The sequence below is a fragment of the Kitasatospora sp. NPDC001683 genome (genome assembly GCF_053596495.1).
Genome location: NZ_JBSFGK010000131.1, coordinates 1 through 17188 on the forward strand (window position 1 = coordinate 1; position 17188 = coordinate 17188).

Sequence of the window (17188 nt, forward strand, 5' to 3'; positions counted from 1 at the left end):
AGGCCCGAACGCCCCGGAGCCGGGGGGCCCCCGGCCGGCGGGGCCCGGGGGCCCCCCCCGCCCCCGGGCCTCGCGGCGAAGGGGCTTGGGCCAGGCCCGGGCTCAGTCGCCGATTCCGGCGAGCTCCCGCAGCCGCCGTGCCTGGGCCGCCCGTTCGGCCGAACGCTGCTCGTCGTAGGACCGTCCGGAGGCGCCCTGCAGCAGCGCCTTGGTCTCGATCACGGCCCCGCGCGGAGCGGCCAGCAGGGCGGCGGCGAGGTCCCGGGCGGCGGAGTCCAGCTCGGCGCCGGGGACGGCCAGGTTGGCCAGCCCGATCGCGGCGGCCTCCTCCGCGCCGACCCAGCGGCCGGTCGCGCAGATCTCCAGCGCCCGGGCGTAGCCGACGACTTCGACCAGCGGCTTGGTGCCGGCCAGGTCGGGGACGAGCCCGAGCGAGGTCTCCTTCATCGCGAACTGGACGTCGTCGGCGACCACCCGCAGGTCACAGCCGAGCGCGAGCTGGAAGCCCGCCCCCACGGCGTGCCCCTGGACGACGGCGATGGAGACCAGGTCGGCGCGGCGCCACCAGGTGAAGGCCTCCTGGTAGGAGGCGATGGCGTCGTCCAGCTCCTGGTCCGCGGAGCCGGCCAACTGCAGGAAGGTGGGTTCGCCGGGGATCCCCTCGGGGGTGAACATGGCCCGGTCCAGCCCGGCCGAGAAGGAGACGCCCTCGGCGCGCAGCAGCACCACCCGCACGCTGCCGGGCAGTTCGCGCCCGGCCGCGGCGAGGGCGCGCCAGAGCGCGGGCGACTGGGCGTTGCGCCGCTTGGGCTGACAGAGGGTGACGACGGCGAGTTCGCCGTCGATCTCCAGGCGGACGCCGTCCCGCTCCCAGCTCGGGGCCTGCGGGTCGGTGGCGGGGGCGGTCATGCGGGAACCTCCGGTGGCGGGGGACGTGGCTACCGGAGAGTAACAAACCTGGGCGCGGACGGGCAGGGCCCCGACCCGGAAAGATCGGAACGGCAAGGGGGCCCGGGATCCGGACATGACGATCGGCGGCCGGTCCACTCGACCCGAGGGCGGACGCCCAGCCGTGGTCAGCCGTCGTCTCCTCGGTCGGCGCCCTGCCGCCGCGTCATGCAGCTTCGAGCCGACGGACCGTCAGGAACCGGCCCCGGCAGTCGCCTTGTTCTTGCCCCGCGTGGCACCACCGCGGCCCCGGAGGATCACTCCGGACTCGCTCAGCATCCGGTGCACGAAGCCGTACGAACGACCGGTCTCCTCCGCGAGAGCGCGAATGCTCGCCCCGGAGTCGTACTTCTTCTTGAGATCGGCCGCGAGCTTCTCACGCGCGGCACCGGTCACCCGGCTGCCCTTTTTCAGAGTCTCGGCCACCCGTGCCTCCTCGTAGCGTTGCTCGGTCAGATTCCCATGATCACCCATCGACCGCGTCCTGGCCACCCATTCGACAAGGTCGATGTCGCAAATGCGTGGTCCTGCGGTGGTGATCCGAGCGCATCAGGGCGCTCACGCAGAGTGCACGCCCCCGGGTGGGTGCCGCCACATGCCGAGAAAGAGCTGATCAGCAGCGTCGGCCCGACCACGATCGAGTGGCGGGCCGACGGGAAGTGCTCAAACGGAATCCGGGTCTTCTTCATTCCCGGACACGCCGAAAGGACTAGATTTTCTGGTCCGAAAAGCGGATGGGGCGTCTACTTCCGGTCAGGCCAACGAGACCAGGTCGGCGTACGAGGGGTTCCACAGGTCCTCCACGCCGTCGGGCAGCAGGATGATCCGCTCCGGGTCGAGCGCCTCGACCGCGCCCTCGTCGTGGGTGACCAGCACGACCGCACCGGAGAACTCGCGCAGCGCGCCCAGGATCTCCTCGCGGCTGGCCGGGTCGAGGTTGTTGGTGGGTTCGTCCAGCAGCAGCACGTTGGCCGAGGAGACCACCAGGGTGGCCAGCGCCAGACGGGTCTTCTCACCGCCGGAGAGCACCCCGGCCGGCTTGTCCACGTCGTCGCCGGAGAACAGGAAGGACCCGAGGATCTTGCGGATCTGCACCAGGTCGGTGTCCGGCGCGGCCGAGCGCATGTTCTCCAGCACGCTGCGCTCCGCGTCGAGCGTCTCGTGCTCCTGGGCGTAGTAGCCGATCTTCAGGCCGTGGCCCGGGATCACCTCGCCGGTGTCCGGCGCCTCCACCCCGGCGAGCATCCGCAGCAGGGTGGTCTTGCCGGCACCGTTGAAGCCCAGCACGACGACCCGGGAACCCCGGTCGATCGCCAGGTCCACGTCGGTGAAGATCTCCAGCGAGCCGTAGGACTTGGACAGGCCGCTGGCGGTCAGCGGGGTCTTGCCGCAGGGGGCCGGCTCCGGGAAGCGCAGCTTGGCGACCTTGTCGCTCTGGCGCACCTGCTCCAGACCGGCGAGCAGCTTGTCGGCGCGGCGGGCCATGTTCTGCGCGGCCACCGTCTTGGTGGCCTTGGCGCGCATCTTGTCGGCCTGCGCGTTCAGCGTCGCGGCCTTCTTCTCGGCGTTGGCCCGCTCGCGCTTGCGGCGCTTCTCGTCGTCCTCGCGCTGCTGCTGGTACTGCTTCCAGCCCATGTTGTAGACGTCGATGCAGGAGCGGTTGGCGTCCAGGTAGAACACCTTGTTGACGACCGTCTCGACCAGGTCGACATCGTGCGAGATGACGATGAAGCCGCCCTTGTAGGTCTTCAGGAAGTCGCGCAGCCAGACGATCGAGTCCGCGTCCAGGTGGTTGGTGGGCTCGTCGAGCAGCAGCACGTCGGAGTCCGAGAAGAGGATCCGGGCCAGCTCGACGCGGCGGCGCTGACCACCGGAGAGGGTGTGCAGCGGCTGGCCGAGGATGCGGTCCGGCAGGCCCAGCGCGGCGGCGATGGTGGCGGCCTCGGCCTCGGCGGCGTACCCGCCCTTGGTGAGGAACTCGGTCTCCAGGCGCGCGTACTTCTTCATCGCGTTGTCCCGGGTGGCGCCCTTGCCGTTGGCCATCCGGTCCTCGTTCTCGCGCATCTTCCTCAGCACGGTGTCGAGGCCGCGGGCGGAGAGGATGCGGTCCTTGGCGAGGACGTCCAGGTCGCCGGTGCGCGGGTCCTGCGGGAGGTAGCCGACCTCTCCCGAACGGGTGACCGTCCCGGCGGCGGGCAGGCCCTCGCCGGCCAGCACCTTGGTGAGCGTGGTCTTGCCGGCGCCGTTGCGCCCGACCAGGCCGATCCGGTCGCCGGCGGCGACCTTGAAGCTCGCGGACTCGATCAGGATCCGGGCACCGGCACGCAGCTCGAGGGCGTTGGCGGAAATCATGGCTGGGAACTACTCCTGGGACGTGGGCGGGCGGCCGGGTACGGGCCCGGGCAGCGGGAAGTGGGGCTTCATCGGCGGTCGGCGCGGTGGAACTGGGCGCCGCCGCCCGCTATTGCCCGGAGAAGATAGCCATGGCGGCCAGTCTACCGGGCCGCGCGAAACGCCCCGGGGCGCTACCACCCCGGGGTACCCGCAGGGGCGTGGCTACTGCTGCGGCGCGGCCGTCTGGTCGGTCGCCGACCCCGTCGGGCCGGCCTGGGTCGTCGGGGCGGCCTGGGTCGCGGGGGCGGACGCCGTCGGGCTCGCCGACGGGTCGGTGCAGCCGCCCTGCGGGCGCACCGCGGCGAACGGCGCGTCCACGCTGGTGCAGGCCGTCTCGGGGGCCGCCGCCTTGGTGTCGAAGACCTTGGGCGGCACGATCGGGCCGTCGGTGATCTCCACCCGGCTGCGGTCCAGCACCTTGACCGTCGCGGCCGGGCCGGTGATCATCGACCACCCGTTGCTGTCCAGCCGGTAGCCGGTGATGCCGCCGGAGACGGCCACCCCGCTGCTGTTGGTGCAGGTGCGCGGAATGAGCACGGCGTAGTCGGTGTGGACGGTGCGCAGCGGGTCGTAGAGGCAGCCGTTGGAGGGCCGGTCGTTGTACCGCAGGTCGCCGTCGGCGTCGCGCAGGCCCATGGTCAGGTTCGGCGTCACCACGGCCAGCCAGGGCGAGCCGTCCCGCTGGACGGTGTGCAGCGCGGCCGCGGCCCGCTGCTTGGCGGTGTCCTTTCGCTGGGCGTCGGTCCGCTTGTCCGCGCCCGGCTCGCCGTCGGCGCGCAGGTAGTCGGCGAGGCCCGGCACCGCGCGGTGCCAGCGCACCTCGTGGTCGCCCGGACGCACCGAGGTGACCAGGCCGTCGTCCCAGACCACGATCGCGTTGTCCCCGGCCATCGCCAGGTAGAGCGCCTCGGCGCCCTCGCGGCGGTACGTCCAGGCCCGCTCGCCGGTCTGATGGTGGTACGCCTCCAGGCCGGGGCCGACCACTCTGAGGTCCAGGTCGGCCGAGCTGACCGACTGGGAGTTCACCGGGGTGGCGTCCGCGTCGGCCGGACCCGCCACCCGGTCCCCGAACGGCACCGGCTTGTTCGCGTGCGCCGCCGCACCGGCCGCAAGGACCAGCATCACCGCCAGGGCAGGCAGGATCGAGCGGGGGGTGAGGACACGCGGCGGCTTCCAGGACACGGCCGGAGCGTACCTTTCACCGGGCGCGCGAGTCAGCCGAAATCGCCCCGGGGGCGTCCCGCCCAGCGAACGCCCGATCGTGCGCGCCCGTCCGGTAGGTCCGCCCGCCCACCTGCGCCATCGGCTCCCCGGCCGGTCGGCCGGGCCCTCGCGGCGGGCCCCGCACGCCCCGCCGGACCGTTACAGAGCTGATACACGCGGCCGGGTCGAAGGGGTGTTGCGGCAGACAGCATTCGAATACCGCCCACTTTAGGGTGACATTCGGCTTTTCCGTCCGTCGCCGGGCCTACTGTCGGCGAGCGTGACGCCACCGTCCGTCGACGTCGTCACCGCCCCCATCCCCGCGACGTCCGGAGGACAGACCATGCGCATCGGCCGCCTGACGCTGGCCGCCGCCTCCCTACTGCTGATGGCCACGGCCAGCGTCCCGACCGGGACGCCGCTCAGCCAGACCGAACGGCACACCCTCTCCTCGGACGCCTTCGAGCCGCGCGGCGCGGCCCCCCGCCCGCCGGTCCAGCGGCCCAAGCACGAGCCCCCGTTCGGAGCCTTCGTCGGGTCCTGGGACAACTACATCCCGCAGATCGGCAAGTACGCCCAGTGGCTCGGCAACGCGAACCTACAGGTCGGCCACACCTATCTGGCGGGCAACGGCTGGGCGGACGTCGAAGGCGAGCCGGTGGTGCTCGGCATGTGGTCGCAGTGGCGGCTGACCGACCCTTCCCGGCTGCTGGTGCTCGGCGTGCCGATGCTGGTGCCGAACGAGGCGCACGTGCCGGACGGGGAGGTCGCCCGGCTGCTCGGCCAGGGCGCGCGCGGGGAATTCGACAGCCACTTCCTGCGGCTCGCCCGCCGGCTGGTGGCGCTCGGCGGCGCGGACACCGTGATCACCCTCGGCTGGGAGATGAACGGCGTCACCTACACCCACCGCTGCAAGCCCGACCCCGCCGCCTGGAAGACGTACTGGCGGCGGATCGTCGGGGTGATGCGCTCGGTGCCCGGGCAGCGGTTCCGCTTCGACTTCACCCCCAACCGGGGCCTGGACGCCATCCCGTGGACCAAGTGCTACCCGGGCGACGACGTGGTCGACATCGTCGGCACGGACAGCTACGACCAGCCGGCCGGCAGCACCTTCGACGACTACGTGCGCGAGCCGTACGGCCTGCAGGACCAGGTGGAGTTCGCGGCCAAGCACGGCAAGCCGGTCTCGTACCCGGAGTGGGGGCTGTTCCGCAACGGCGACAACCCCGAGTTCGTCCGGCGGATGGTCGACTGGATGCGTACCCACGACACCGCCTACCAGACCGTCACCGACTACTGCCCGCACGGCTTCTTCCAGTGCCGGAGCAACCCGCGCTCGACCGCGGCGTTCAAGCAGCTGATGTCCGGATCGCCGGGGGCACCGGTGGTGGTGCCGACGGCTCCCCCGGCCACGATCGTGCCGGTGGCGCCGAGCACCCCCGCCACACCGACCCCGCCGGCTCCGCCGGCCCCGCCCACCGTGCCGGGCCTGCCCACCCTGCCGGGCGCGACGGCGAGCCACTCCGCCGGTGCGTCGCCGAGCCCGTCCGCGGCCGGGACGCCGTCGCGGCGCTGACCGGCGGTCAGGCCCGGCGACGGGCCAGCAGCGCCTCCTTGAGCCGGGGGAAGCGGGTGCGCAACTGGTGCACCGCCGCCTGCCGGAGGCGCACCGCGCCGGCCCGGGCGGCCGTCGCCGGGGCCGGCCCGGCCGGACCGAGCAGCAGGCGCTCGTTGAGCAGTCGGTCCGGCCGCCAGCGCTGCTTGTACGGTTCCTGGCCGCGCAGCATGCCGAGCACCGGGACGCCCGCGCTGACCGTCGCGTCCAGGGCGGTGCTGAGCAGCAGCCCGGCGATGTCCAGCCGGTCGCGCAGCACCGGGTGGGCTCCGTACATGTACAGCCCGCTGCGGGACGGGCAGAGCAGCAGCAGGTTGACCGCGACCAGCTCGCCGTCCAGGTGGAACTGGTGGACGGCCGCCTGACCGGTGGCGACCAGGGCGAGGGTGGACTCGGTGAGGTGCCGGGCGAAGCGCTCGGTGCGGTGCTCCGCGGTGACTCCGCGGTCCTGCCACTGCAGGAAGTGCAGCCGCAGCAGCCCCTCCAGGGCGGCCGGCACCTCGTCCAGCGGGGTGGCGCGCACCCGGACCCCGGCCTCGGCGTTCTTGCGCAGCTTCACCCGGTTGCGCTGGGCGGTCTTGCCGGGCAGCCGCTTGAGCAGCCGCTCCATCGGGATGCCCGGAAGGTACTGGCAGAGCGAGTCCTGGTGGCGACGGCGGGAGCCGCGCCAGTGCTCGTACACCCGCTGCACCGCCGCCTCGGGGTGCACCTCGCGCAGTTCCAGCCAGTGCCAGGGGCGGGTGAGCGGGAGGGCGGCGGCGAGCTCGGCGGCGGCCCGGTCGGCGCAGTCGTCGTCGAGCAGGACGTCGCTGTAGTCGATCAGCGCGGCACCGAGACCGGTGAGGCCGCCGAACGGGCCGCCGCGCCGCATGAAGGAGCCGGCGCCGACCAGTCGGCCGTCCCGGCGGACCAGCACCACCAGCAGCGCGCCGGGGCGGCCGTAGTGGCGCCACCAGGAGCGCTGCCAGGCGGAGGTCTGGAAGAAGGTGGCGGTGCCGCAGCGGGCCACCAGGTCGTCCCACTCCTCGGCGAGGGTGTCCAGCGCGTCGTCCTCGCGGCGCAGTTCGGTGGTCCAGGAGGGCGCGCCCGGCTGGGCGGGCAGGCCGGCGGCCCGGGTCTCGGTGCTCATCGCTTGCTCCCGGCGGCGGCCTTCTCCTTGGCCGGGGGCTCGGACTCGGCCTCGGGCTCGGACTTCGTGTCGGGCTTCGACTCCGCCTTCGCTACGGGCTTCGAGTCGGTCTTCGGCCGGGCCTTGCCACCCTGCTCGCCACCGCGCGGGCGGGGCGTGGCCGGGGCCACGACGGCTTCGACGGCTTCGACGGCCTCGACGGCCTCGACGGCTTCAGCGGCCGGAGCGGCCGCGGGCGCCACGGCCGCCGCCGGAGCCGCGGGGGCGTCGAGGCCAGTCGTCTCGACGGCGGCCGCGTCGCTCCGCCGACGGGTCATCAGCACCAGCGACCCGAGCAGCAGCCCGGCCGCCGCGCCGACCGCGACGTCCAGCTCGGCGGAGGGCGTGGTCGGCTTGTCCGGCTCGGCGGCCGGGGCCAGCGTCACCAGCCGGACGTTGGTGTCCTTGCTGCTGGTGTTGGCGAAGGCGACCAGCGAGCGGGCCACCGCGTCGGCGGTCCGGGCGGCCTCCTGGGCGCGCGTCCCGGTGCCGGTGATCTCGATCATCGGGGCGTCCGGAGAGGTCGTCCCGGACACCAGGGACTCCAGCTCTCCACGGGTGTGGCCGGTCTCGGCGGCCGCGACCGCGAGCACCTGCGGCTGGCCCGCGAGCCGCCCGTACGCCTGGGCGAAGTTGGTCGCGGTCGCCGCCTCCCCCGGGTTCTGCGGCACCACGAGCACGTAGGCGCTGGCGCTGTACGAGGGGTGCGAGACGACGGCGTACCCGGCTCCGGCCGCGGCGCCCAGCGGGACCGCGAGCGCCACCGGCCACCAACGGCGGACCAGGTGGCGGGCGCTTCGACGCGGTGTGGTCATGGGTTGACTCCTTGGGTCTGCAACGGCGGTGCCGGCTGCGGGCGGTCAGCCGCGGGCCAACCGGTCGTAGAGGGCGCCCAGGTCGGCGGCGACCCGGGCGATGTCGTAGTGGCCGACGGCCGGGGGGTGCGGCAGCGGGTCGGCGATGTGGCCGCTCAGCTGCCGCAGGTCGCGCAGCGCCGCGGCGTACGCGGCCGGCTCGGAGGGGATGCGGCGGGCCTGCGGGGCGGCGCTGGGCGGCAGTTCGTCGAGCGCCGGGCAGGCGCTGTGCCGCACCGGCAGCCCGGCCGCGAGGCCCTCCAGCACGCCGAGGCCGAAGGTCTCCGTGGTGGAGGGGGCGGCCAGCACGTCCATGGCGGCCAGCAGGTCGGGCACGTCGTCGCGCTCGCCGGTGAGCACCAGCCGCTCCCGGACGCCGAGTTCGGCGGCCAGGCGTTCCAGTTCGGCGCGCTCGGGGCCCTCGCCGACCAGCACCAGCCGGGTCGCGGGGTCGAGGTCGACCAGCGCCGCCAGCAGCACCTCGAAGCGCTTGCCGGGGACCAGCCGGCCGACCCCGCCGACCACCCAACTGCCCTCCGGCAGGCCGAGTTCGGCCCGGACCCGGCGGCGGGCGGCGGACCGCTCGGCGGGCGGGCGGCGGTACCCGGCGGTGTCGATGCCGTTGGGGATCAGCTCGATCCGGGCCGGCGGGACGCCCCAGGAGCGCAGTGTCTGGGCGACCTGCCGGGAGACCGCGACGGTGGTGCTGCCGAGCCGCTCGGCGGCCAGGTAGAGGCCCTTGACGCCCCGGGTGATCGGTCGGCCCTCGATCACCCCGGCGTGCAGCGAGTGCTCGGTGGAGACCACCGCCCGCACCCCGGCCAGCCGCGCGGCCAGCCGGCCGTACAACTGCGCGCGGTAGAGGTGGGTGTGCACCAGGTCGTAGCGGCCGGCCCGGACCAGCCGGACCAGTCGGGGCAGCGCGCCGAGGTCCCGGTTGCCGCGCATGCCGAGGTGGTGGACGGCCACCCCGTCCGCGCGCAGCGCGTCGGCGACCGCGCCGGGGTTGGTCAGGGCGAGCACCTCGCAGCGCTGGTGCGGCGGCAGGTGACGCAGCAGCAGGTGGATTTGGCGCTCGGCGCCGCCGGAGGCGAGCCCGGTGACGATGTGCAGGACCTTCACGTCCGACGCTCCTTGCCGACCCGCCGCAGCTCGGTGACGGCGTCGCGCAACCGGTGCCGGCCCTTCTTGGCGCGCAGCCGCCAGCCGCCGTCGCGGGCGCCGACGTAGCAGCGGGGCATGGCGAAGCGGCCGGTCAGCGGGGAGTGGGTGATGGCGCAGGCGTAGTCGTACCCGGCGTCGCGCACGGCCAGGGTGGCGGGCAGGTCGACGGCGCCGTACGGGTAGCAGAACCCGGTGACCGGGCCGCCGACCACCTCCTCCAGCAGGCGCCGGCTCTGCCGGGTCTGCACCGCGAGGACGTCGGCGGGCAGGCCGGGCAGCGCCTGGTGGCCGAGGCCGTGCGAGCCGATCTCCCAGCCGGCCGCGGCGAGTTCGTTGACCTCCTCGACGGTGAGCAGCTTCTTGCGCGGGCCCTCGGTGTCCCAGCCGTTCTCCTGGCCGAGGAGGTCGGCGACCACGTACGCGGTGGCGGTGAAGCCGTACGCCTGCAGGATCGGTACGGCGTAACGGGCGAAGTCCGCGTAGCCGTCGTCGAAGGTGAGGCCGACCAGCTTGTCGTCCCGCCCGCGGGCGCGGGCCCGCATCAGCTCGCGGACCGAGACGCCGCGCTGCCCGCGCCGGTACAGCCAGGCGATCTGCTCGGCGAACCGCTCGGGGCTGACGGTGAGTTGGTACGGATCCTCCTCCTCGACCGCCACCGAGTGGTACATCAGGATCCACGGCGAGCAGGAGCCGGGGGCCGCGGGTTCGCTGACCGAACGGCGGCTTCTGGGCAGTCTCGCCCGGGCGGGCGGGGCGTTGGTGACGCCCGCCCGGGCCGAACGGACGGTCCCCCGTTCACTGGGCATGGGGAAACTTCCCTTCATCGGCGGCGGTTGGCGGGTTCTGGTTTCGGGTTCGCCCGATGACCCGGGCGGCGGCGAGGACCGGGCCGCGCACCTCGCGGGCACCGACCCCGGTGCCGAGGGCGGCGAAGGCCAGTGCCACGGTGAGGCCCCCGGTGAGGGTCGAGAACAGCGGATCGACGGTCAGGCCGGCGGCGGCGGCGCCCAGTGCGGTGGCCCCGGCGGCGGTGGCGACCAGCCGGCCGTGGCCGCCGAGCACCCGGCGCAACCGCAGCGGGATGCCGCGCAGCACCAGGCCACGAAGCAGCAGCCCGGCGGTGGTGGTGATCCCGGAGGCGTTGCCGGCGGCCAGGCCGAGGGCGCCGAAGCGGGGCGTGGCGAGCAGGCCGACGGTGACGGTCACGCCGAGACCGAGCAGCATCGCGGCGAGCGGGTACCAGTCCAGCAGCCGGCGGCCGCCGTCCTCGCTGCGCGGATCGTCGACCCGGCGGACCACCGGGCGCAGCGAGAAGTACGGGCGGATCATCACGCCGATCAGCGCCTGGGCGGGCAGGCCGAAGCTGTACACCCGGATGACCTCGGCGGTGGCGGCGGTGTCGTGGGGGCCGAAGGCGCCGCGCTCGAACAGCAGTGAGACCACCGAGGGGGCGCATGCCATCAGGAAGGCGGTGCCGAGCAGGACGACCGCGGCGGCCTGGCCGAGGTCCTTCTCGACCCGGTCGCGGGCCGCCGTGAGGTCGCCCGCCGCGAGCGCCCGGGCGACCAGCGGGAAGGTGACGGTGCAGATCAGGATGCCCGCCGTCATGGCGAGTTGGGAGACCTTGGCGGCGTAGTTGAGGTGCGAGATGGTGCCGGGCGGCAGCGCCGAACCGAGGTAGCGCTCGACGAAGACCTGGGACTGCCGGGTCAGCGTGAAGGCGGCCACCGGCAGCAGGGCCAGCGGCATCAGCACCAGGGTGTTGCGGCCGCGCCGGCTGCGGCCGGTGGCGGCCTGGCCGGCCCGCAGCCGGCGCAGGAACGGGCCGATCAGCAGACCGGCCATCAGCAGGCTGCCGACCGCCACCCCGACGGCGGCCGAGCGCACTCCGAGCAGACCGTGGAAGCCGAACAGCGGGGCGAGGATGCCGAGGTTGTAGGCGACGTAGATGCCGGCCGGGGCGGTGAAGCCGTGGTGGGCGCGCAGCGCGGCGGCCAGGTAGCCGGCCACCCCGAAGGGCAGCACGGTGATCGCGGTGATCCGGGTGCAGGCGACGGCCAGGCCGGGGTCGGGCAGGCCGGGGGCGAGCAGCTGGACCAGCTGCGGGGCACCCAGGGCGACGGCCAGGGCGAGCCCGCTGAGGGCGAGCAGCAGCCAGGGCAGGGTGGCGCGGACCAGCTGGCGGACCGGGTCGGGGGCGTCCGGGTCCTCCTCGCGCAGCACCAGGGCGAGGGCGAAGGCGGGCACCATGAGGAAGGACATGGCGTCCTCGATCAGCAGCGGGGCGGCCGTCTCGGGGACGGTCCAGGCGACCAGGAAGGCGTCGGTGCCCTGGTTGGCGCCGAAGTAGCGGGCCAGCAGGAGGTCGCGCAGCAGGCCGAGGCCGGAACCGGCCGCGCTGAGCACGGCGGTGATGCCGAAGGCCTTGGCGAGGAAGCCGCCCCGGGGCGCCGGATCGGGCCCGGGGCCGGGCACCTCGGCGGAGGCGCTGCGAGGGGCCGGCAGGGCGGAGGGGACGACGGCGGGCTGGTCGGTGGTCACAGTGTCATCGCCCGCTCGTCGCTTTCGGCACCCGTGTGCCCCGTCGGCTCGGGGCGGGCCGCCTCCTGGCCGGCCGCGCGGGCGGCGAGGCCGAGGACGACGGAGGCCAGCACGGTGGTGGTGCCGCCGATGTCGGCGTAGAGGAAGTCGACCAGGAGCCAGGTGAGCAGGGCGAGGGAAGCCAGGGCGGGGGCGCGGCGGTGCCGCAGGCAGCCGATCAGCAGGGCGAGGAAGAGCGCGGCGTAGGCGGTGATGCCGATCAGGCCCTGCTCGCTGAGCACCAGGAAGTACATGTTGTGCGGGGAGAGCAGCGGTTCGCGCTGGTAGCCCATGGTCGGGTCGACGGTGTCGCTGCCGGAGGACAGCCGCAGCGGGGCGCGGCTGTCGCGCAGCTTCGGGAAGACCTTCGGTCCGGCGCCGTGGACGGGGTGGTCCTGCCAGATCCGCCCGGCGGTGGCCCACAGGTCGTAGCGGTCGGAGACGGACTGGTCGGGCGCGGCGGAGACGGAGCCGATCGAGCTGAGCCGCGCGGCGACGCCGGAGGCGCCGAGGCCGAGGCCGCCGACCAGGACGACGGCGGCGGCCAGGCCCAGCACGGCGCCGCGGACCAGCAGCCGGGCGTCGGCGCGCAGCAGCAGCACCACGGTCCCGACGCCGGTGGCGATCCAGCTGCCGCGGCTGAAGGAGACCGCGAGCGGGAAGGCGAGGAACGCGGCGGCGGCGAACGTCGCGCGGCGCAGCCGGGCGTTTCCGTCGGGGCCGCGTTCGCCGAGGGCGAGGGCGAGGGCGGCGAGCAGTCCGTAGCTGACCACGGTGGACATCGCCATGATGTCCAGGGCGCCGAAGGTGCCGACGGCCCGGATCGGCTGGCCGGTGTAGGAGGCGCCGGTGCGGGTGAGGTACTGGTTGGCGCCGACCACGCCCTGGATCAGCGCGGCGAGCACGAAGGAGCCGAGGACCAGCCGCTGGTCGGTGCGGTCGCGCAGTGAGCAGAGCACGGCGGCGGGCACCAGGACGAACACCTGGGTGAGGCGGACGAAACCGGTGAGGCTGGTGGCCGGGTCGATCGAGCCGGCGGTGGCGACGGCGGCGGAGACCACGATGCCGCCGAACAGCACGCCGGTGGTGCGGCTGATCGCGGGCAGCCGTCCGCGCAGCAGGTTGAACGCGGTGAGCGCGACCAGGGCGAGCGAGGCGACGTCGGCGGCCGTGACGTGGACCGCCGCGGTGACGTCCTTCTCGCCGGTGGGCACGCAGACCAGCAGGACGGTGGCCGCGGCGAGCAGGCTCGGCCGGTCCGTGAGCGCGGGCAGGGCCCGCCGCAAGGCTGCTACTCGGCCGCTCGCCTCCAGCGCGCTCGGAACGGGATCGGCGGGAAGGGTCAGGGCCACGCCGGGTCAGCTCCCGTCCGGGTGGAGCATCAGGGCGGCGGTGCGGCACAGGATCTTGACGTCCTGCCAGAGGCTCCAGCTCTCGATGTAGCGGTTGTCGAAGCGGGCCCGGTCCTCGATCGAGGTGTCCCCGCGCAGGCCGTTGACCTGGGCGAGGCCGGTGAGGCCGACCGGGACGCGGTGGCGGTCGGCGTACTCGGGGTAAGCCTGGCTGAACCGCATGACGAAATAAGGGCGTTCGGGGCGCGGGCCGACCAGGCTCATGTCGCCGCGCAGGACGTTCCACAGCTGCGGCAGCTCGTCCAGCGAGCTCTTGCGCAGCAGGCGGCCGACGGCGCCCATCCGGTGGTCCTGGGAGATGTTCCAGCGGGTCGCCGACTCGTGCTCGTTGCTGGGGCGCAGGGTGCGGAACTTCAGGACGGTGAAGACCCGCCCGTCCAGGCCGGTGCGCTGCTGGCGGAAGAGCACGCCGGGGCCGGTGTCGAAGCGGACGGCGAGGGCGCACAGCGCGAGGACGGGCGCGAGCAGCAGCAGGCCGAACGCGGCGGCGGTGACGTCCAGGGCGCGCTTGCCGGCCCAGCCGGGGCGGCGCATGGCGGGGCTGTCGAGCCGCAGGCAGGGGAAGCCCCACAGGTGGTCGCCGCCGGCGATCGGGGTGGTGGGCAGCGAGCCGTGCTCGCGCAGCGCGGGCACCAGCCAGACCTGGCAGCCGAGCCTGGCGGCGTCGCGCAGGGCGGCGGCGGTGTCGGCCTCGTCGGCGGCTCCGGCGGTGGCGATCACGTGGTGGATCCGGTGCCGGCGGACCTCGCGCTCCAGTACCTCGCGGCCGCCGAGGACGGGCAGGTCGGTGTCGCCGGTCGGCAGCGGCGGATCGGCGTCCAGGAAGCCGACCGGGCGCATGCCGTACTCGCCGTGCTCGCGGAGGGCGGCGGCGACCTTGCGGCCGAGCCGGCCGGCGCCGAGCACCAGGACGGGGCTGGGGCGACCGCGGCGGATCCGCCGGACCAGGTGGTAGAGGACGCCGCGGCCGAGGGCGGCGATCAGCAGCTGGGAGCCGAGCAGCAGGATGAGGCGGGCCGGGGTGGCCGGGCCGCAGTCGGGCCAGCGGCCCTCCAGACAGCCGGCCAGGGTGACGGCGAAGGCGGTGGCGACCACGGCTCTGACGGCCAGGGCGGGCAGTTCGTCCAGGACGGACAGGGTGAGCCGGGTGCGGTAGAGGCCGCCGGCCAGGTTGAGCAGCAGGAGCAGCGGAAGTATGGCGGCGGTGCCGAGCAGCGGGGCGAGCGGGACGGCCGGCTCGACCACCCGGTTGGCGATGCCGGTGGCGGCGCACAGCGCGATCGCGTCGACCTGGCCCAGCGCGAGTGGCAGGGCGAGCCGGGAGCGGGTCGCCCGGCGGTGCCGGCGCAGCGGCGGCACCGCCCGGGTGTACGCCGCTCCGGTCGGCCGGTCGAGCAGCCCGGTGCCGGGCAGTCGCGGTCCGGGCAGGGGCCCGCCGGATCGCGACACGCTCTCGTGGTCAATGGTCATCAGCGCACGAACTCCCCTACTGTGTGCTCGGGGCGACGGCCCCCTGGCACCGATAGGCATGGGGCGGCCGTCCCGGCCCGGTGGGCGCGGTCCTGACGGCACCTGCTATCGCCGGCGGCTCTCGGAACTCCCGCGAAGCGGCCGATCACGGAACTGCTGGTCACCTTGGACGCGGCCTCGAAGGGCCCGGACGCGAATTTCCGGGATGAAATCGAAACGAAGCAGACAAAATCCGACATTACCGAACTCGACCATGCAAGCCGGAAGTTGACTTGCCGTTTCATCCAGCCGCCCAATTAATAGGTATTTCTGACTTGATGCCTCGTCCATATCGGTTGAGGGTGCGAATACTCCAGCGCCGGGACGGCGGGGATTCACGGCATGTGAAACGATCAGATCCACTCTGGGACACGGGCCCGGCGCCGTCCGGCCGCCGGACCGGCACCCAGCAGGTCGCGGTACAGCGCGTCCACCTGTTCGACCACGGTGCGAACGTCGTGCCGGGCGACCACGTGGTCCCGCAGGCGGGCACCGCGTCGCTCGCACTCGATCGGATCGGACAGCGCTTCCGCCATTCGGGTGGCGAGCGCGTCCGTCTCCTCGGGCGGCACCACCGACCGCGCCCGCTCCGCCTGCGGCAGGCACTCCCGGGCGCCCGGCACGTCGGTCAGCAGCACCGGACGGGCGGCCGCCATCGCCTCCAACGGGGCCAGCGCCATGCCCTCCCAGCGCGAGGGCAGCACCACCAGGTCGGCCGCCGCCAGCCACGGGCGCGGATCCGGCACGTCCCCGACCAGCCGCACCCGGCACGGCTCGGCCGACTCCCGGACCGCCTCCGCCAGCCGCTGCTCATCCGGCCCGCCGCCGACCAGCGCCAGCCGGGCCCGCGGCACCCGGCGCAGCACCTCCGGCCAGGCGGCCAGCAGCACGTCCTGGCCCTTCTGCCGGCACAGCCGCCCGACGCAGACCGCGAGCGGGGCGTCCAGGTCCAGTCCGAGCGCGATCCGGGCGGCCCGGCGGTCGGCCGGCGCGTAGTGGCGGACGTCCACGCCGTTGGGCACCACCGCCCAGTCCGCGTACACCCCGGCGGCCACGCCGTCCGCCCGTTCCTGGACGCTGACGCACAGCAGCCGGTGCGCCCAGCGGGTCGCGAAGCGCTCCCAGCGCAGGGTGGCGGCGGCCATCGGGCCGTCCACGGCGGCGAAGGACCAGGCGTGCGGCTGGAAGACGGTCGGCACCGCGCCGCGCACGGCCAGCCGGCCGGCCAGCCCGGCCTTGGCGCTGTGCAGGTGGACCACGTCGGGCGCGGCGGCCCTGACGATCCGGCGCAGCCGCCAGGCCTCGGCGGCGGTGCCCGCGCCGGGCGAGCGGTCGGCGGGCCAGTCCTGGACCAGCCCGCCCACCGCCGCGGCCTCCTCGGCCAGCCGGCCACCGCCCGGGCAGGCGACCAGCACCCGGTGCCCGGCCTCGCGCTGCCCCCGGACCAGATCGACGACGACGCGGGCGACTCCGCCGTCCACCGGCTGCGAAATGTGAAGGATCGTCATATGCACGGCGGCGAGCCTAGGGTGGCTCCACCGCGCCCGGCGGCCGCCGTCACCCGCAGGTGGCCGGCCGTCCACCCGTACGGCTTTCGGCTCGTACGGGCTGACGAACCGCTCGAAACTCCGGCCGATTCACCCGCCCCGCCGGAAGGGCCGGTGCTCCGGCCGGGTTCAGCGGACCTCGGCGTCCAGGTTGGCCAGCACCTGGTCGTGGATCCGGTTCAGGCCCTTGGGGGCGAAGGTGCGCTCGAAGAAGCCGCCGATGCCGGTCGCGCCCTGCCAGGTGGCGGTGACGGTGACCTTGGAGCGGCCCTCGCCGGCGGCCGAGACGGTCCAGGTGATCACCATGCTGGAGTTGGCGTCCTTCTCCACCAGCTGGTCGGGCTTGGGCGCCGAGACGGTGAACAGGCAGTCGCGCACCCGCTTCTCGGTGGCCTGCAGCTTCCAGTGCACCTGGGTGCCCGCGCCGGTGCCGCCGACCCGGACCTCGTACTCGCTGTACTGCGCCGGCAGCAGCTTCGGGCGGGTCACCTGGTAGTCGGCCAGCGCCTCGTACACCCGCTCGGGGGCGGCGTCGTAGACCCGCTCGGTGGTGGCCTGCACCTGTCCCATGACCTTGCTCTCCTCGTGTGATGGGTACCGCTCTCCGTACCGTTCTCACCGGCAAGCCAATCACAGCGGCGGGGGCGCGACGCCCTGGGCCCGTCCGCAGACTCCCGTCGTCCGCCCGGAGGGCGGGCGCTCGACCGGCACGCGCTGGACGCCGCGCTCGCGGACGTGGTGGCCCGGCACGAGACCCTGCGCACCGTCTTCCCGCACACCGCCGGGATCCCGCG

Annotated in this window: 14 protein-coding genes; 1 reads left to right on the forward strand and 13 read right to left on the reverse strand. The window is 74.3% G+C overall.

Translation table 11 applies throughout. The annotated features are described in order from the left end of the window. Positions 1 to 102: 102 nt before the first annotated feature. From ACWCYO_RS37090 to ACWCYO_RS37105, 4 genes are all read right to left on the reverse strand, one after another. On the reverse strand, positions 103 to 909 hold the full coding sequence (locus ACWCYO_RS37090) for an enoyl-CoA hydratase/isomerase family protein (RefSeq protein WP_449786682.1): 807 nt from the start codon (positions 907 to 909) through the stop codon (positions 103 to 105). A 231-nt stretch (positions 910 to 1140) separates the two neighbouring features. Continuing rightward, complete coding sequence (locus ACWCYO_RS37095; protein WP_030059940.1) at positions 1141 to 1374, reverse strand: helix-turn-helix domain-containing protein; 234 nt, start codon at positions 1372 to 1374, stop codon at positions 1141 to 1143. A 327-nt stretch (positions 1375 to 1701) separates the two neighbouring features. After that, on the reverse strand, positions 1702 to 3300 hold the full coding sequence (locus tag ACWCYO_RS37100) for an ABC-F family ATP-binding cassette domain-containing protein (RefSeq protein ID WP_270143089.1): 1599 nt from the start codon (positions 3298 to 3300) through the stop codon (positions 1702 to 1704). 204 nt (positions 3301 to 3504) lie between these two features. Next, positions 3505 to 4524, reverse strand: a complete 1020-nt coding sequence (locus ACWCYO_RS37105) for a hypothetical protein (RefSeq protein WP_449786683.1) — start codon at positions 4522 to 4524, stop codon at positions 3505 to 3507. Between the two features lie 364 nt (positions 4525 to 4888). On the opposite strand from ACWCYO_RS37105, the gene ACWCYO_RS37110 reads away from it, so the two are divergent. After that, positions 4889 to 6121, forward strand: a complete 1233-nt coding sequence (locus tag ACWCYO_RS37110; protein ID WP_449786684.1) for a glycoside hydrolase family 26 protein — start codon at positions 4889 to 4891, stop codon at positions 6119 to 6121. A 7-nt stretch (positions 6122 to 6128) separates the two neighbouring features. On the opposite strand, the gene ACWCYO_RS37115 is transcribed toward ACWCYO_RS37110, so the two are convergent. The 9 genes from ACWCYO_RS37115 to ACWCYO_RS37155 all read right to left on the reverse strand — a co-directional run bounded on the left by ACWCYO_RS37115 (position 6129) and on the right by ACWCYO_RS37155 (position 16964). After that, complete coding sequence (locus ACWCYO_RS37115) at positions 6129 to 7289, reverse strand: GNAT family N-acetyltransferase (protein ID WP_449786685.1); 1161 nt, start codon at positions 7287 to 7289, stop codon at positions 6129 to 6131. Further along, positions 7286 to 8143 (reverse strand): Wzz/FepE/Etk N-terminal domain-containing protein, encoded by an 858-nt coding sequence (locus ACWCYO_RS37120; RefSeq protein WP_449786686.1) that lies wholly within the window; start codon positions 8141 to 8143, stop codon positions 7286 to 7288. Before ACWCYO_RS37120 ends, ACWCYO_RS37115 begins: the two co-directional genes overlap by 4 nt. Before the next feature lie 45 nt (positions 8144 to 8188). Continuing rightward, the gene (locus ACWCYO_RS37125) at positions 8189 to 9304 is read right to left on the reverse strand and encodes a glycosyltransferase (protein ID WP_449786687.1); all 1116 of its coding nucleotides are present in this window, start codon (positions 9302 to 9304) and stop codon (positions 8189 to 8191) included. Continuing rightward, the gene (locus tag ACWCYO_RS37130; RefSeq protein WP_449786688.1) at positions 9301 to 10152 is read right to left on the reverse strand and encodes a polysaccharide deacetylase family protein; all 852 of its coding nucleotides are present in this window, start codon (positions 10150 to 10152) and stop codon (positions 9301 to 9303) included. Before ACWCYO_RS37130 ends, ACWCYO_RS37125 begins: the two co-directional genes overlap by 4 nt. Next, positions 10142 to 11887: a lipid II flippase MurJ gene (locus tag ACWCYO_RS37135; RefSeq protein WP_449786689.1), complete on the reverse strand. Its 1746-nt coding sequence runs from the start codon at positions 11885 to 11887 to the stop codon at positions 10142 to 10144. Before ACWCYO_RS37135 ends, ACWCYO_RS37130 begins: the two co-directional genes overlap by 11 nt. Next, complete coding sequence (locus ACWCYO_RS37140) at positions 11884 to 13278, reverse strand: O-antigen ligase family protein (RefSeq protein ID WP_449786690.1); 1395 nt, start codon at positions 13276 to 13278, stop codon at positions 11884 to 11886. Before ACWCYO_RS37140 ends, ACWCYO_RS37135 begins: the two co-directional genes overlap by 4 nt. Before the next feature lie 6 nt (positions 13279 to 13284). Then, entirely contained in the window at positions 13285 to 14808 is a 1524-nt protein-coding gene (locus tag ACWCYO_RS37145) for an exopolysaccharide biosynthesis polyprenyl glycosylphosphotransferase (protein ID WP_449786691.1), read from the reverse strand. 392 nt (positions 14809 to 15200) lie between these two features. Then, entirely contained in the window at positions 15201 to 16355 is a 1155-nt protein-coding gene (locus ACWCYO_RS37150) for a glycosyltransferase (protein WP_449786692.1), read from the reverse strand. A 168-nt stretch (positions 16356 to 16523) separates the two neighbouring features. Next, positions 16524 to 16964: an SRPBCC family protein gene (locus ACWCYO_RS37155; protein WP_270143110.1), complete on the reverse strand. Its 441-nt coding sequence runs from the start codon at positions 16962 to 16964 to the stop codon at positions 16524 to 16526. Between the last annotated feature and the right edge of the window lie 224 nt (positions 16965 to 17188).

Coding starts and splice junctions, on each gene's coding strand:
- ACWCYO_RS37090 (WP_449786682.1), bottom strand. CDS start 909: ATGACCGCCCCCGCCACCGACCCGCAGGCCCCGAGCTGGGAGCGGGAC.
- ACWCYO_RS37100 (WP_270143089.1), bottom strand. CDS start 3,300: ATGATTTCCGCCAACGCCCTCGAGCTGCGTGCCGGTGCCCGGATCCTG.
- ACWCYO_RS37110 (WP_449786684.1), top strand. CDS start 4,889: ATGCGCATCGGCCGCCTGACGCTGGCCGCCGCCTCCCTACTGCTGATG.
- ACWCYO_RS37115 (WP_449786685.1), bottom strand. CDS start 7,289: ATGAGCACCGAGACCCGGGCCGCCGGCCTGCCCGCCCAGCCGGGCGCG.
- ACWCYO_RS37120 (WP_449786686.1), bottom strand. CDS start 8,143: ATGACCACACCGCGTCGAAGCGCCCGCCACCTGGTCCGCCGTTGGTGG.
- ACWCYO_RS37130 (WP_449786688.1), bottom strand. CDS start 10,152: ATGCCCAGTGAACGGGGGACCGTCCGTTCGGCCCGGGCGGGCGTCACC.
- ACWCYO_RS37145 (WP_449786691.1), bottom strand. CDS start 14,808: ATGACCATTGACCACGAGAGCGTGTCGCGATCCGGCGGGCCCCTGCCC.
- ACWCYO_RS37150 (WP_449786692.1), bottom strand. CDS start 16,355: ATGACGATCCTTCACATTTCGCAGCCGGTGGACGGCGGAGTCGCCCGC.
- ACWCYO_RS37155 (WP_270143110.1), bottom strand. CDS start 16,964: ATGGGACAGGTGCAGGCCACCACCGAGCGGGTCTACGACGCCGCCCCC.